Source organism: Streptomyces narbonensis, from assembly GCF_014649015.1.
Lineage (GTDB): Bacteria > Actinomycetota > Actinomycetes > Streptomycetales > Streptomycetaceae > Streptomyces > Streptomyces narbonensis.
The window spans coordinates 199044-214295 of sequence record NZ_BMSF01000006.1; the positions used below are offsets into that span (position 1 = coordinate 199044).

13 protein-coding genes are annotated in these 15252 nt (G+C 72.7%); 9 read left to right on the forward strand and 4 right to left on the reverse strand.

The genetic code is table 11. The features are described 5' to 3' along the window. Positions 1–5 precede the first annotated feature (5 nt). Positions 6–809 carry an exodeoxyribonuclease III gene (locus tag IE124_RS13600; protein WP_189507976.1) on the forward strand — a complete coding sequence of 268 codons (804 nt, stop codon included), beginning with the start codon at positions 6–8 and terminating at the stop codon, positions 807–809. 257 nt (positions 810–1066) lie between these two features. Here the strand turns inward: IE124_RS13600 and IE124_RS13605 are convergent, their stop codons facing one another. Further along, positions 1067–1690, reverse strand: a complete 624-nt coding sequence (locus tag IE124_RS13605; RefSeq protein WP_189508148.1) for a MerR family transcriptional regulator — start codon at positions 1688–1690, stop codon at positions 1067–1069. Positions 1691–1899: 209 nt separating this feature from the next. Between IE124_RS13605 and IE124_RS13610 the strand changes: the two genes are divergently transcribed. From IE124_RS13610 to IE124_RS13625, 4 genes are all read left to right on the forward strand, one after another. Next, positions 1900–3444, forward strand: a complete 1545-nt coding sequence (locus IE124_RS13610; RefSeq protein ID WP_189507977.1) for a flavin-containing monooxygenase — start codon at positions 1900–1902, stop codon at positions 3442–3444. Then, positions 3441–4367: an alpha/beta fold hydrolase gene (locus IE124_RS13615; protein WP_189507978.1), complete on the forward strand. Its 927-nt coding sequence runs from the start codon at positions 3441–3443 to the stop codon at positions 4365–4367. The genes IE124_RS13610 and IE124_RS13615 overlap by 4 nt, the downstream gene beginning before the upstream one ends. Continuing rightward, entirely contained in the window at positions 4364–5263 is a 900-nt protein-coding gene (locus tag IE124_RS13620) for an SDR family oxidoreductase (RefSeq protein WP_189507979.1), read from the forward strand. The genes IE124_RS13615 and IE124_RS13620 overlap by 4 nt, the downstream gene beginning before the upstream one ends. Positions 5264–5382: 119 nt before the next feature. Further along, entirely contained in the window at positions 5383–5568 is a 186-nt protein-coding gene (locus tag IE124_RS13625; protein ID WP_189507980.1) for a hypothetical protein, read from the forward strand. Between the two features lie 42 nt (positions 5569–5610). On the opposite strand, the gene IE124_RS13630 is transcribed toward IE124_RS13625, so the two are convergent. After that, complete coding sequence (locus tag IE124_RS13630) at positions 5611–6408, reverse strand: IclR family transcriptional regulator (protein ID WP_189507981.1); 798 nt, start codon at positions 6406–6408, stop codon at positions 5611–5613. Positions 6409–6536: 128 nt separating this feature from the next. Between IE124_RS13630 and IE124_RS13635 the strand changes: the two genes are divergently transcribed. Beyond that, positions 6537–7034 (forward strand): GNAT family N-acetyltransferase, encoded by a 498-nt coding sequence (locus tag IE124_RS13635; RefSeq protein ID WP_189507982.1) that lies wholly within the window; start codon positions 6537–6539, stop codon positions 7032–7034. Here the strand turns inward: IE124_RS13635 and IE124_RS13640 are convergent. Beyond that, positions 7031–10591, reverse strand: coding sequence for a S41 family peptidase (locus IE124_RS13640; RefSeq protein WP_189507983.1), 3561 nt, complete (start codon positions 10589–10591; stop codon positions 7031–7033). The two genes, IE124_RS13635 and IE124_RS13640, sit on opposite strands and share 4 nt — an antisense overlap. A 185-nt stretch (positions 10592–10776) precedes the next feature. Between IE124_RS13640 and IE124_RS13645 the strand changes: the two genes are divergently transcribed. Together IE124_RS13645 and IE124_RS13650 are read left to right on the forward strand one after the other, a co-directional pair. Further along, positions 10777–11349, forward strand: a complete 573-nt coding sequence (locus IE124_RS13645) for a TetR/AcrR family transcriptional regulator (RefSeq protein WP_189507984.1) — start codon at positions 10777–10779, stop codon at positions 11347–11349. A 108-nt stretch (positions 11350–11457) separates the two neighbouring features. Then, positions 11458–13617: an MMPL family transporter gene (locus IE124_RS13650; RefSeq protein WP_189507985.1), complete on the forward strand. Its 2160-nt coding sequence runs from the start codon at positions 11458–11460 to the stop codon at positions 13615–13617. Positions 13618–13642: 25 nt separating this feature from the next. On the opposite strand, the gene IE124_RS13655 is transcribed toward IE124_RS13650, so the two are convergent. Next, positions 13643–14020, reverse strand: a complete 378-nt coding sequence (locus IE124_RS13655; protein WP_189507986.1) for an SsgA family sporulation/cell division regulator — start codon at positions 14018–14020, stop codon at positions 13643–13645. A gap of 141 nt (positions 14021–14161) precedes the next feature. On the opposite strand from IE124_RS13655, the gene IE124_RS13660 reads away from it, so the two are divergent. Continuing rightward, the gene (locus tag IE124_RS13660) at positions 14162–15211 is read left to right on the forward strand and encodes an energy-coupling factor ABC transporter permease (RefSeq protein WP_189507987.1); all 1050 of its coding nucleotides are present in this window, start codon (positions 14162–14164) and stop codon (positions 15209–15211) included. Positions 15212–15252: the final 41 nt, after the last annotated feature.

Sequence of the window (15252 nt, forward strand, 5' to 3'; positions counted from 1 at the left end):
CCGGGATGCTCACTGTCACGTCAGTCAATGTCAATGGTCTCCGCGCCGCCGCGAAGAAGGGCTTCGTCGAGTGGCTGGCCGGCACCTCCGCCGACGCCGTCTGCCTGCAGGAAGTGCGTGCCGAGGAGGCGCAGCTGCCCGCCGAGGTCCGGGCGCCCGAGGGCTGGTTCACCGCCCACGCGCCCGCCGCCGCCAAGGGGCGCGCCGGGGTGTCCCTCTACACCCGCCGCGAGCCCGACGCCGTGCGCGTCGGCTTCGGGTCGAGCGAGTTCGACGGCAGCGGGCGGTACATCGAGGCCGACCTGCCCGGCGTGACCGTCGCCAGCCTCTACCTGCCCTCCGGCGAGGTCGGCACCGAGCGCCAGGACGAGAAGTACCGGTTCATGGGGGAGTTCCTGCCCTATCTGAAGGGACTCCGGGAGCGGGCCGCCGCCGACGGGCGCGAGGTCGTCGTCTGCGGCGACTGGAACATCGCCCACCGCGAGGTCGACCTCAAGAACTGGAAGGCCAACAAGAAGAACGCCGGCTTCCTGCCCGAGGAGCGGGAGTGGCTCGGCCAGGTGCTCGACGAGGGCGAGGGAGGGTACGTGGACGTCGTGCGGGCCCTCCACCCCGAGCAGGAGGGGCCCTACTCCTGGTGGTCCTACCGCGGCCGCGCCTTCGACAACGACAGCGGCTGGCGCATCGACTACCAGATCGCCACCCCCGGCCTCGCCGCCAAGGCCGTCAAGGCCTACGTCGAGCGCGCCGCCACCCACGGCGAGCGGTGGAGCGACCACGCACCCGTGACCGCCGTCTACGAGCTGTAGAGGCCGTCCGGGGGCATCCTCCCCCGTGTTTCCCGCTCGGCGCGGGCCCTGCTCCACCGGGTCGCCGACGATCGGCGCGCAGGTGCGGGCGGCCCGTTTGGCGGCGGCCGTGGTCGAGTCCCACTGGTGGTCGCCGTAGGCGTGGCCGTCGGGCCCCGGGCCGTGAGCGCGGTGGGTGGCCCGACCGTAGGACCGGGGTCATGAAGAACCTTTGAAGAACCTGTCTGGCGGCCATGAGGCCCCCCCGCGCGGGGGGATCAGCCCTTCTCGGAGCGCAGGTGGCGGTCGAGGGCGAGGGACAGTTCCGCCTCGACGACGTTCTTGGCGAGCGGGCGAAGGCGCCAGACGTCGTCCTCGGCGGCGTGGGCGCGCAGCAGGTCGGTGAAGAGCTCCGCGAGGGCGTCGGCGTGTTCGCGGACGCGGGCGCCCGCCTTGAGGACCTCGGCGAGCGGGATGCCCTCGCGCACGAGGGCGGCGGAGACGTCGAGCAGGCGGCGGCTGATGTGGATGATCTCCTCGCCGTCGGTGACGAGGTAGCCGAGGTCGAGGGCGGCTGCGAGGTTCTCGGGGGTGACCTCGCCGGCGAAGTGGTCGGCGAGCTCCTCGGGGGTGAGGCGGACGGGCTCCTCCTCGGTGGGGGAGCCGAGGGCGAGGACCTCGCGGACGTTCCGGCCGCTCTCGAAGGCGCTGGTGAGATCGGCGATGCCGTTGAGGGTGTGGCCGCGCTCCAGAAGGGCGGCGATGGTGCGCAGCCGGGCGAGGTGGTGCTCGTCGTACCAGGCGATCCGGCCCTCGCGGCGGGGCGGCGGGATCAGTCCGCGCTCGCGGTAGAAGCGGAGGGTGCGCACGGTGATGCCGGCGGCCGTCGCCAGCTCCTCCATGCGGTACTCGCGTACGCCGCCGGGCCCCGGTCCTTCGACCGGCCCCGCGACTGATCCTTCGACTGATCCTTCTGCCACGCACGCCAGCCTATGTTGTACCGCCGGTAACTTTCCCTCGCCGTACCCCTACCGCTCGGTTTGGAGCTGCTCTACAGTCCCGACTGTGCCAGTGATTGCTGGCGTGATCTGCTGGGCGCGCGGGAGGCGGCATGGCGAAGCACGAGCACGTACGGGTGGCGGTGATCGGATCGGGATTCGGTGGCCTCGGCGCCGCCGTCCGGCTGCGTCGCGAGGGAATCACCGACTTCGTCGTCCTGGAGCGGGCCGACTCCGTGGGCGGCACATGGCGCGACAACAGCTACCCCGGCTGCGCCTGCGACGTGCCCTCGCACCTCTACTCCTTCTCCTTCGCGCCCAACCCCGACTGGCCGCGGACCTTCTCCGGACAGCGCCACATCCGCGCCTACCTGGAGCATGTCACGGACACCTTCGGGATCCGCCCCCACCTGCGCCTCGGCCACGAGGTACTGCGGATGGAGTGGGACGCCGAGGCGCTGCGCTGGGAGATCGAGACCGGCCGGGGACGCTTCAGCGCCGACGTCGTCGTCTCCGCCACCGGGCCGCTCTCCGACCCCAAGATCCCCGACATCCCCGGGCTCGCCGACTTCCCCGGCAAGGTCTTCCACTCCGCCCGCTGGGACCACGACTACGACCTCACCGGCAAGCGCGTCGCCATGATCGGCACCGGCGCCTCCGCCATCCAGATCGTGCCCGCGATCCAGCCCCTGGTCGGGAAGCTGACGCTCTTCCAGCGCACGCCCCCGTGGGTCATGCGCCGCATGGACCGGGCGATCAGCGGCCCCGAGCGCTGGCTGCACCGCGCCGTGCCCGTCACCGGCACCCTCCGCCGCGGCCTGCTCTGGGGCATCCGCGAACTCCAGGTCGGCGCCTTCACCAAGCACCCGAACGAACTCGGCCTCATCGAGAAGCTCGCCAAGGCCAACATCGCCAAGGCGATCAAGGACCCGGCGCTGCGGGCCAAGCTGACGCCCTCGTACCGCATCGGCTGCAAGCGCATCCTGCTCTCCAGCACCTACTACCCGGCGGTCGCCCAGCCCAACGTCGACGTCGTCGCCTCCGGACTGCGCGAGGTCCGCGGCTCGACCGTCGTCGCCGCCGACGGCACCGAGACCGAGGTCGACGCGATCGTCTTCGGCACCGGCTTCCACGTCACCGACATGCCGATCGCCGAGCGAGTGGTCGGCGCCGAGGGCAAGACCCTCGCCGCGACCTGGAAGGGCGGCATGGAGGCGCTGCGCGGCGCCACCGCCGTCGGCTTCCCCAACTTCATGACCGTCATCGGCCCCAACACCGGCCTCGGGAACTCCTCGATGATCCTGATGATCGAGTCCCAGCTGAACTACATGGCCGACTACCTGCGCCAGCTCACCCTGCTCACCTCCTCCGGGCGCGGCGGTCGCGCCGCCCTCGCCGTCCGCCCCTCCGCCGTCGGCGTCTGGAACCGCAAGGTGCAGGCCCGGATGGAGCGGACCGTCTGGAAGGCGGGCGGCTGCGAGAGCTGGTACCTCGACGCCAACGGCCGCAACACCACGCTGTGGCCGGGCACGACGGGCGAGTTCCGCAAGGAGACCCGGCAGGTCGACCTCTCCGAGTACGAGGTGGTCCGCGCGGCGGAGCCCGCCCCGGCGGAGAAGGGCCGCGCCGCCTCCCGCAAGAAGGAGGCCGCCCAGTGAGCGCCCGCCCCGGCCCGCTGCCCGCGCCCCGCGAGCTCACCGCCCTCTCCGCCGACGGCTCCCCGATCCACGTCGAGGTGTACGGCCCCGAGGGCGCGCCCGCCGTCGTCCTCGCCCACGGCTGGACCTGCTCGACCGCCTTCTGGGCCGAGCAGATACGGGCGCTCGCCGCCGACCACCGGGTCATCGCCTACGACCAGCGCGGCCACGGCGGGTCCCCCGCGGCCGCCCCCGGCGGCTACTCCACGACGGCGCTCGCCGACGACCTGGAGGCGGTGCTCGCGGCCACCCTCGGTCCCGGCGAGCGGGCCGTCCTCGCCGGCCACTCCATGGGCGGCATGACGATCATGGCCGCCGCCGCACGCCCCCGCTTCCGGCAGCACGCCGCCGCCGTCCTCCTCTGCTCCACCGGGCCCTCCCGGCTCACCGCCGAGGCCACCGTCGTCCCGCTCCGGCCCGGCGGCCTGCGCAGCCGGCTCACCACGGCCGTCCTCGGTGCGAAGGCGCCGCTCGGCCCGGTCAACGCCGTCTCGAAGAAGGTCCTCAAGTACGCGACGATGGGACCGGGTACGGCGCCCGACCGCGTCGAGGCCTGCGCCCGGATCGTGCACGCCTGCCCGCGCGGCGCCCGCCACGGCTGGTCGCAGGTGCTCGCCGGCCTCGACCTCGAAGCCGGACTGCGTGAGCTCCGGCTGCCGGTGGCCGTCCTCGTCGGCACCGCCGACCGGCTCACCCCGGCCGTCCACTCCCGCGCGATGGCGGACGCGCTGCCGCACTGCACGGGCCTCGTCCAGCTGGCCGGCATGGGCCACATGACGCCGGTGGAGGCCCCCGAGGCCGTCACCGCGCAGATCCGCGAACTGACCCTCACGTACCTGGGCGTGAAGTCCGGGGACCAGGAGAAGGAGAAGGAGCAGGCATGAGCAGGGTGAGCCTGGAAGGACAGGTCGCGGTCGTCACCGGAGGGGCCCGAGGCGTCGGCGAACTCCTCGCCCGCAAGCTCTCCGCGCGCGGCGCGAAGATCGCGCTCGTCGGCCTGGAGCCCGAGCAGCTCAAGGAGGTCGCGGGGCGGCTGCACACCGAGGCCGACTGGTGGCACGCCGACGTCACCGACCACGAGGCCATGGCGAAGGTCGCGGCCGAGGTCAAGGAGCGGTTCGGGAAGGTCGACATCGTCGTCGCCAACGCCGGTGTCGCGGCGGGCGGTCCGTTCGTCGAGTCCGACCCCGACGCCTGGCGGCGGGTCATCGAGGTCAACCTGATCGGCGGCGCCGTGACCGGCCGGGCGTTCCTGCCCGTCCTCATGGAGTCCCGCGGGTACTTCCTCCAGATCGCCTCGCTCGCGGCGATCACCCCGGCCCCGATGATGACGGCGTACTGCGCCTCCAAGTCGGGCGTCGAGGCCTTCGCGCACAGCCTGCGCGCCGAGGTCGCCTACAAGGGCGTGCGGGTCGGCGTCGGCTATCTCTCCTGGACCGACACCGACATGGTGCGGGGCGCCGACCAGGACGACGTGATGCGCGAGCTCCGCTCCCGGCTTCCGTGGCCCGCGAACCGCACCTACCCCCTCGGCCCCGCCGTCGACCGGATCGTCGCGGGCATCGAGCGGCGCTCCTCCCACGTCTACGCGCAGTGGTGGCTGCGCGGGATGCAGTCGGTCCGGGGCTACCTGCCCGGGATGATCGCGACCGTCGGACAGCGGGAGATGCGGCGCTTCGAGCCCCGGCTCGGCTCCGTCTCCAAGGGCCTCGTGGGCGCCGGCGGAGCGGCCGACGAGCAGGCGCGCGCGGGAGACCCGGGAGGCACAGCCCGTCGGTGACGGGGAGTGAGGGGGGCCGTGCTGATCGAAATGCGTGGAATGTGAGCGCGTGCAAGGCTGGTCGAGCCCGAGGGGCGCGACGCCCCGTCCCCCTCACACCCTTCTAGGAGTGAACCTTCATGGGCATGCAAGACCAGTTCAAGGACAAGGCGGAGCAGCTCAAGGAACAGGCCAAGCGGGCCGCGGGCAAGGCGAAGGACGAGGCGTCCGAGCGCGCCTCCAAGGGCCGTGAACGCACCGACGACGAGACGCGCCGGGCCCAGCAGGAGGCCCAGGACCGTTTCGACCAGGACTACGACGCCTGACGCCCGCTCCGTGAAGGCGCACCCGGGACGCCGGGTGCGCCTTCACGCGTTCCCGGTGCGGGACGGGCGGGGCGTGCGGGGGGTGATGGAGAAGGTCCGGTCGAGGAGGACGCTCTCGGCGCGGTCCTGGAGACGGTGCGCGAGCGGCTTGAGGTCGGAGGTCCGGACGGACGGCAGCGATATCGCCAGGGCGGCGGCCGAGGAGCCGACCGTGATGGGGACGGCGGCGCAGACGGAGCCGAGGGCGTACTCCTCGTACTCGAGTAAGGGCGTCCCGCGCCGCTGGGAGGCGAGGCGGCGCTCGATGGCGGCGCGCCCCGCCACGGTGTGCCGGGTGAGCGGGGTCGCGGGGTGCCGGTCGAGGTGGTCGGCGCGCTCCTCGTCGCCGAGCTGGGCGAGGAGCACCTGGCCGGCGGCGTGCGCGTGGCCGGTGAGGCGGAATTCGGCCCACTCGCCGACGGGCGGGCAGTCGGGGTTGCGGGAGGCGGTCGTGACCCGGATCTCGCCCTCGCGGTAGACGACGAAGTAGACGGCGGCGTCGAGTTCCAGACTGAGTTGGTCGGCCCACTCCTGGGTGGGCAGGCTCTCGGGCGCGGAGGACTGCGGGACGGCGAGGCCGTCCGGGTCCGCGAGCGCGTACCCGTGGCGGTCCTTGCTCACCAGGCCCTCGTGGCAGAGGGTGCGCAGCAGGTGGTACGCGGTGGGAAGCGGCAGGTCGGTGTCGCGCGCGAGCTGTTTCGCGCTGGCGCTGCCGCCCCGGTGGTTGAGGGCGCGCAGGAGGTGGACGGCGCGCTGGACGGACTGGATGAGGGTCTGGCCGTTCGGTGGTCGTGCGGGCATGCGGATTCCTGTTCTGCATCTTCTGCATCCTGGACGGCGTGCTCCGCCCGGCGGGTTTCCGCCGTGACCGGCCCCGGGCCGCAGGATATTAGGGCGCCCTATCCCAGGCGAGCGCATACCGTGCCCCCATGCCTGAACTGCAGCGACTGCGCTCCGACCACGCGCCCGCCCTGCTCGCGTTCGAGCGGGACAACCGCGCCTACTTCGCCGCCTCCGTGCCCGACCGGGGCGACGCCTTCTTCGAGGAGTTCGAGGACCGGCACCGGGCGCTCCTCGACGAGCAGGAGACCGGTGCGATCCACTTCCACGTCCTGGTGGGGGAGGACGGGGAGGTGCTCGGCCGCTTCAACCTCGTGGACGCCGCCGACGGGGCTGCCGAGCTGGGCTACCGGGTCGCCGAGAAGGCGGCCCGGCGGGGTGTGGCGACGGCCGGGGTGCGCGAGGTGTGCCGGCTGGCCCGGGAGGCGTACGGGCTGACGCGGCTGACCGCCGCCACGACCCTCGACAACACCGGGTCGAGGACCGTGCTCGGGCGGGTCGGCTTCGGCGCGGTCGGGAGCGTCACGCTGGACGGCGAGCCGGGCACCTCCTACGAGCTGGACCTCGGCGCGACCCACACGCCCTAGGGGGCGTCCGGAGGGCCCGAGGGCCGCGGCGGCAGCTTCGGGCGGGAGCGGTCGGGGACCGCCTCGTAGCCCGGGGGGCTGGCCGGCGGGGTCTCCTCGAGGAGCGAGAGGGCGACGATCACGGCGTCGTCGAGCTGGGCGTGCCGCCCCTCGGCCCAGTCGAGGGGCGTGCGCAGGACCGCGAGGTCGGGTTCGACGCCGTGGTTCTCCAGGGACCAGCCGTACTCGGGGAACCAGGCCGCGTTCATCGGGACCGTGATCTGGGTGCCGTCGCCGAGCCGGTGACGGCCGGTCATGCCGACGACGCCGCCCCAGGTGCGCTGGCCGACGACGGGACCGAGGCCGAGGAGCTTGAAGGCCGCGGTGATCATGTCGCCGTCGGAGGAGGTGGCCTCGTCGGCGAGGGCGACGACGGGGCCGCGCGGGGCGTTCGAGGCGTACGAGACGGGCTGGGCGTTCCGGGTGAGGTCCCAGCCGAGGATCCTGCGGGTGAGCTTCTCTATGACCAGCTCGCTGATGTTGCCGCCGGCGTTGCCGCGGACGTCGACGATGAGCGCGGGCCGGGAGACCTCCATGCGCAGGTCGCGGTTGAACTGCGCCCAGCCGGAGCCGCCCATGTCGGGGATGTGCAGGTAGCCGCAGCGGCCTCCGCTGAGCTCCCGGACCACGGCCCGGCGCTTGGCGACCCAGTCCTGGTAGCGCAGCGGCCGCTCGTCGACGAGCGGGACGACGGCGACGCGGCGGGAGCGGCCCTCGCCCTCGGCGGGGGTGAAGGTCAGCTCGACGGTGGTGCCGCCGGTGCCGGAGAACAGCGGGTACGGGCCGGCGACCGGATCGACGGGCCGGCCGTCGACGTGGGTGAGGACGGCGCCCTCGCGGATGCCGGTGCCGGCGAGCGGCGAGCGGGCCTTGGAGTCGGAGGACTCGCCGGGCAGGATCCGCTTCACCGTCCAGCCGGCCTCCCGGGGCACGAGGTTGGCGCCGAGCAGGCCCATGGGCCGCTGGTAGTGCGGCGGGCCCTCGTTGCGGCGGGCGGGGGTGACGTAGGCGTGCGAGGTGCCCAGTTCGCCGACGACCTCGCGGAGCAGGTCGGCGAACTCGTCGGGGGAGGAGACCCGTTCGACGAGCGGCCGGTACTGGTCGAGGACCGCCGGCCAGTCGACGCCGCCCATGCCGGGTTCCCAGAAGTAGGCGCGGACGATCCGGCCGGCCTCGTCGAAGGCCTGGCGCCACTCGGCGCCCGGATCGACCTCGTGGAGGATGCGCCTCAGGTCCAGGTAGACGGTGGAGTCGCCGTCCCCGGACTCGGTGGCGGGCACGGCCCGCAGCTCCCCCTCGTCGGCGACGACGAGCCGGGTGCCGTCGCCGCTGACGGCGAACCAGTCCAGGTCCTTGGCGAGTTCGGTCTTGCGGGCCTTGGTGATGGTGAAGTGCTCCAGGGTGGGGCGGCCCGAGGTGTCGGCGGGGTTGGCGAAGGTCTCGCCGAGCGCGCCGGAGATGGGCCAGCGCAGCCAGACCAGCCCGCCGCCGCTGACGGGGTGCAGGGCGGAGTACTTGGAGGCGGTGACCGGGAAGGGGGTGACGCGGTCGGGCAGCCCCTCGATCTCGACGGTGACCGTGCCGTCGCCGGTGTCCGCCTCGTCGTCGGCGGGGTCGAGGCCGCCGGCCGCGGGGCGCCCGTCGGGCAGCAGCGCGAAGGGCGAGGGCGTCGCGGAGGAGAGCGGTACGAGGTAGGGGCGGCAGCCGAGCGGGAAGGAGAGGTCGCCGGTGTGGACGTCGTACACCGGGTCGAAGCCCCGCCAGGAGAGGAAGGCGAGGTAGCGGCCGTCCCGGGTGAAGACGGGGTTCTCGTCCTCGAAGCGGCCGTTGGTGACGTCGATGACGGTCCGGGCGCCGGGTCCGGAGATGCGGGCCATCTTGATGGAGCGCAGGGAGCGGCCGATGCCGGGGTGGGACCAGGTGAGCCAGGCGCCGTCGGGGGAGAAGGCGAGGTCGCGGACGGGTCCGTTGACGGATCGGATCAGCTCGGTGACCCCGCCCTCCCGGGAGCCCTCGGCCGAGCCTCCCGCGGAGCCTTCGGCGGAGTCCGGCCCGGAGTCCTCCCCCGAGTGCTTCCCCGAGTCCTCCGTCGCGTCCGCCGCCGAGCCCTCGCCCGCGTCCTCCGCCGAGCCCTCGCCCGCGTCCGCCGCCGAGCCCTCGCCCGCGTCCTCCGCCGAGCCCTCGCCCGCGTCCTCCGTCGAGCCCTCGCTCACGTCCTCCGTCGCGTCCTCCGTCGCGTCGATGAGGAGGAGCCGTCCGTCGTGGGAGGCGATCGCGAGGCGCTCGCCGTCCGGGTCGGAGATGAGTTCCTCGACCCGGCCGAGCCGGCCCGAGGCGAGCCGGCGCGGCGGCCGGTCGCCGCTGGCGCGCGGGAGGTAGGCGACCTCGATGGCGTCCTCTCCGTCGGCGTCGGTGACGTACGCGACCTGACCGCCGCTGCCGAGCATCTCGGGGAGACGGACGCGGACGCCCGGGGTGTCGATGATCGTGCGGGCCGGGCCGTCGCGGTGTGTGAGCCAGTACAGGCTGCCGCGTACGGAGACGGCGCTGGCCCGGCCCGTCTCGTCGACGGAGACCGCGTCGACGTGGTGGGCGGCGGGCACCTGGTAGTGGCGGCGGCCGACGCGCTGCCCGCCGAGCCGGACCTCCAGCTTCCGGGGGCGGGAGTCGGCCGCGAGGTCCTCGACGATCCACAGCTCGCCCGCGCACTGGTAGACGACCCGGCGTCCGTCGGTGGAGGCGTGCCGGGCGTAGAAGGCGTCGTGGTCGGTGTGGCGGCGCAGGTCGGTGCCGTCGGGCAGGCAGGAGTAGAGGTTGCCGATGCCCTCGTGGTCGGAGAGGAAGGCGACCCGGCCGTCGACGGCCATCGCGCAGTCCAGGTGGCCGCCGATGTCGGGCAGCAGCCGTTCGCCGTGGAGCCAGAGCCGTCCGGTGGCGCCGCCGAGGTACCGCTTCCAGGAGGCCGGCTCGTGCGGCGGCTTTCCGGTGAGGAGGAGGGTACGGCGGTCGCCGCCGTTGCCGGTGGCGCCGGGGTGGCCGCAGACGACGGGGTCGTCGGTGACGGCGATGTCCGAGACCGGGCCCCAGGGCATGCGGAGGCCGGGGGAGCCGTCGGTGGGGACGGTGTAGGCCCAGGAGTAGTACGAGAAGGGCTGCCCGTGCGAGGAGACGGCGAGGATATCGGAGCGGCCGTCCCGGTCGGGGTCCGGTGGAGTCCAGCCGCAGACCCGGGTGTCGGTGGAGCCCCAGTAGGTGAGGCGCCGGGCGGAGCCGCCGTCGATGGGGACGAGGTGGATCTCCGGGTCGAGGCTGCGCCAGTTCGTGTACGCGATGTGGCGGCCGTCCGGGGAGAAGCGCGGGTGGCCGACCCGGGTGCGGTCGACGGTCAGCCGCCAGGCCCGGCCGGGGCGGTGGCCCTCGGGGACCAGGGGCGCGATCCAGAGATCGTCCTCGGCCGCGAAGCACAGCAGGTCGTCGTGGAGGTGCGGAAACCGGAGATACGCGACGTCGTCACTCACCTGTACATGCTTTCCGCGCGGAGGGGGCGCGGCAACTCGTACGTGTGTCCGCGTGCGCGAGGACGGGATGCGGACGCGCGTGTGGGCCAGGACACGTACGAAACGGTTTCGTTTCGTTGGGGGCGGGGGTATCTTCGTACTGTACGAAACCGTTTCGTTCGCAGTGTCGATCGGAGGAGCCGGTCATGGCTCGCAGCAGACTCACTCCCGAGCGGGAGTCCGAGCTGTACACAGCCGTGCTCGACCTCCTCCGCGAGGTCGGCTACGACGCCCTCACCATGGACGCCGTCGCCGCCCGCACCCACTCCAGCAAGGCCACCCTCTACCGCCAGTGGGGGAGCAAGCCGGAGCTGGTCGCCCGGGCACTCCGCGCCAACAAGCCCGCCGATCTCTCCGAGATCGACACCGGCTCGCTGCGCGGCGACATCCAGGAGATGCTCGCCCACACCGACGACTGCCAGATGGACAAGGACGCCGCGCTGATGCGGGGCCTCGCCCATGCCGTCCACACCAACCCCGAACTGCACCGCGCACTGCGCGAGCTGCTCATCGAACCCGAGATGAACGGCCTCGACGAAGTGCTGCAACGAGCGGTCCGCAGGGGCGAGGTCGCCGCCGACAACCCGGCGCTGAAGCTCGTCCCGCACATGCTGATCGGTGCGTTCATCGCCCGCCCGCTGATCGAGGACCGGCCGGTCGACCGCGCCTTCCTCAGCGCGTACTTCGACGCCGTCGTGCTCCCCTCACTCGGCGTCTGATCCTCCCCGCAGTACCGCTGGACCCTTTCTCCACCTGACGTCGAACCGCTCACGCCGTCGGGCCGGCTCCCCATGTCCTGTCCCGCCCCACAATGGGAGTACGCCCCCGTGGCCACGTTCCTCTACAAGCTGGGCCGTTCCGCCTTCCGGCGCCGACGGCTCGTCGCCCTCCTCTGGGTGGCGCTCCTGGCGGTCGCCGGTATCGGCGCCGCCACCGCGCCCGCCCCCACGTCCAGTTCCTTCTCGATACCCGGCACCGAGGCCCAGCGCGCCTTCGACCTCCTCGAAGAGCGCTTCCCGGGTGCAGGCGCCGACGGGGCCACGGCCCGTGTCGTCTTCAAGGCCCCCGACGGCCAGAAGATGACCGACCCGGCCCACAAGACCGTCGTCGAGGAGACCGTCGCCGCGCTGAAGTCCGGCTCGGACCAGATCGTCTCGGTCACCGACCCGTACACGGCGCAGGCCGTCTCGCAGGACGGCTCCACGGCCTACGTCTCCGTCTCCTACAAGGTCAACGGGATGGAGCTGACCGACGAGAGCAAGAAGGCCCTCACCGAGGCCGGCCACAGCGCGCAGGGCAAGGGGCTGACCGTCGAGGTCGGCGGCGACGCCCTGCAGAGCATGCCCGAGCAGGGCGCGAGTGAGGCCATCGGCATCATCATCGCCGGCATCGTGCTCGTCATCACCTTCGGCTCGCTCGTCGCCGCCGGACTCCCGCTGCTCACCGCCCTCATCGGCGTCGGCATCGGCGTCTCCTCGATCGCCGCCCTCGCCAACGTCCTCGACCTGGGCTCCACCACCTCCACCCTCGCGATGATGATCGGCCTCGCGGTCGGCATCGACTACGCCCTCTTCATCGTCTCCCGCTACCGCTCGGAGCTCGCAGACGGGCGCGAGAAGGAGGACGCGGCGGGCCGCGCGGTCGGCACGGCTGGCTCGGCGGTCGTCTTCGCCGGACTCACCGTCGTCATCGCCCTGGTCGGCCTGGCCGTCGTCAACATCCCGATGCTGACGAAGATGGGCTTCGCCGCCGCCGGCACGGTCGTCATCGCCGTCCTCGTCGGCCTCACCCTCATCCCCGCGATGCTCGGCTTCGCCGGCGACAAGATCGTCGGCCGCAAGCAGCGCCTGGGCACCGCGAAGGAGAGCGACAAGCCCAACGGCGGTACCCGCTGGGCCCGGTTCGTCATCCGCCGCCCCCTGATGGTGCTGCTCGTCGGCGTGCTCGGCCTCGGCGCGATCGCCGTGCCCGCCGCCTCCCTGGAGATGGGCCTGCCGGACGACGGCGCCAAGCCCACCTCGACCTCCGAGCGCCGGGCGTACGACACCCTGTCGGACGGCTTCGGCCCCGGCTTCAACGGCCCGCTGCTCGTCGTCGTCGACGGCGACAAGGCCACCGCCGAGAAGGCGGTCTCCACGATCAAGGGCCTCGAAGGCTGGGCCGCCGTCACCCCGGCGACCCCGAACAAGGCCGGCGACGCCGCGATGATCACGGTGATCCCGAAGGACCGCCCGTCCTCCGGCGCCACCGAGGAACTGGTCCACGACATTCGGGGCGCCACCGGCGACGAGGTCCTCGTCACCGGCGCCACCGCGATGAACATCGACTTCTCGCAGAAGATGAACGACGCGCTCGTGCCCTACCTGGCACTCGTCGTCGGCCTCGCCTTCCTGCTCCTGACGGTGGTCTTCCGGTCGATCCTGGTGCCGCTGAAGGCGGCCCTCGGCTTCCTGCTGTCGGTCGTCGCAGCCCTCGGCGCGGTCGTCGCGGTCTTCCAGTGGGGCTGGCTCGGCGGCCTCTTCGGGGTCGAGCAGACCGGCCCGATCATGTCGATGATGCCGATCTTCATGGTGGGTGTCGTCTTCGGTCTCGCGATGGACTACGAGGTCTTCCTCGTGACGCGGATGCGGGAGGCGTACGTCCACGGCGAGCGGCCCGGCGAGGCGATCGTGACCGGCTTCCGGCACAGCGCCCGGGTGGTCGTCGCCGCGGCGGTCATCATGATCGCGGTCTTCGCCGGCTTCATCGGCATGGACGACCAGATGATCAAGATGATCGGCTTCGGCCTGGCCGTCGCGGTCCTCTTCGACGCCTTCGTGGTCCGCATGGCGATCGTCCCGGCCGTGCTCGCGCTCCTCGGCCACAAGGCCTGGTGGCTGCCGAAGTGGCTGGACCGGGCCCTGCCGACCGTGGACGTGGAGGGCGAGGGCCTCGCCGCCACCGTCGACGCGGACCCGCGCACCGGGCCGGACCTCGTGAAGGTCTGACGCCCGGTCCCGTCCCCGTACGCCGTCAGTGTGTCGTCATCGACGTACTGGCGGCGTACGTGTGCCGGAGGAAGCGGAGCAGCGCGGCCGTGTCGAACTGGACGACCTGGACGCCGTCGTCCTGGTGGAACTCGACGACCGTCTGCACCCGGCCGCAGGGCCACACCTCGATGTCGCCGCGGCGGGTGGGGGTACGCAGTCCGGTCTCCAGGAGCGTGCGCGGGAAGGACCATTCGACGTCGCCGGGGAAGCCGAAGCGGACGGTCGCGGGGGAGAGGTCGGCGTCGTAGTGGAGGGTCACGGGCACGGGCCGGGAGAGCGGGGCGTCGCTGATGATCCGTCCCCTGGCGTGGTCGTCGACCGCGTGAACGTCGGCTGCGTGCTGCTCGTCTACGGCGGCCATCGCGCGCTCCTCACATTTGTCCTGCTATAAGCCAATGTGCCACTCCTTCCCCCGCTGTGCGCGGGGCATGCGCCGTCCACGCTGTGATCTGTGACCCATGCGCTCTTGCAACTGGTTCGCAGGAAGCTCATCATTCGGGGCGTGCATGTACCTGACGGATTCATCAATGCCCCCGTGTCGGCCGTGGCCGGCGTCGTCGCCGCCGGCGCCGTCGCCGTGAGCCTGCGCGGGGCCCGCCGCGAACTTGGCGAAGGCCACGGGGGAGAGCGGACGGCGCCGCTCGCCGGTCTCGTCGCGGCCTTCATCTTCGCCGTGCAGATGCTGAACTTCCCGGTCGCCACCGGGACCAGCGGACATCTGCTCGGCGGCGCGCTCGCCGCGATACTCGTCGGCCCCTGGACCGGCGTCCTGTGCGTCGCCGTCGTCCTGCTGATGCAGGGCATCCTCTTCGCGGACGGAGGCCTCACCGCCCTCGGCGTGAACATCACCGTCATGGGCGTCGTCACGGTCGTCGTCGCATACGCGCTCTTCCGCGGCCTCGTCCTCGTACTGCCGCGCACCCGCGGCTCGGTGACCGCGGCCTCCTTCGTCGCCGCACTCGTCTCCGTACCGGCCTCGGCCGCCGCCTTCACCCTGATCTACGCGATCGGCGGCACCACCGACGTGCCGATCTCCAAGGTCCTGACGGCCATGGTCGGCGTCCACTTCCTCATCGGAATCGGCGAGGCCGTCATCACCATGCTGACCGTCGGCGCGGTCATCGCGGTCCGCCCCGACCTGGTCTTCGGCGCCCGGGGCCTGACCGCCCCGCTCAAGCTCCGGGTCGACGGCGAGCTGGTCGACGCGGCCACCCCGGTGCCCGCGCCCACGGCCTCCGGCTCCCCGAGGAAGCTGTGGATCGGCGGCCTCGTCACCGCCCTCGTCCTCGCCGGCTTCGTCTCCTTCTACGCCTCCGCCAGCCCCGACGGCCTGGAGAAGGTCGCCGCCGACAAGGGCATCGACGCCAAGGTCGAGGAGCACGCCGCCGCGGGCTCGCCGCTCGCCGACTACGGCGTCAAGGACGTCGACAACGCCCGCCTCTCCGGCGGTCTGGCCGGCGTCATCGGCGTCGGCGCGACCCTCGCCGTCGGCACGGGCGCCTTCTGGGTGGTCCGCCGCCGCCGCACGAGCCAGGAAGCCGCGGCGGCCTGACGTGGGTGCCGTCTGCCACACGAGCGTGGTCCGTGACCCGA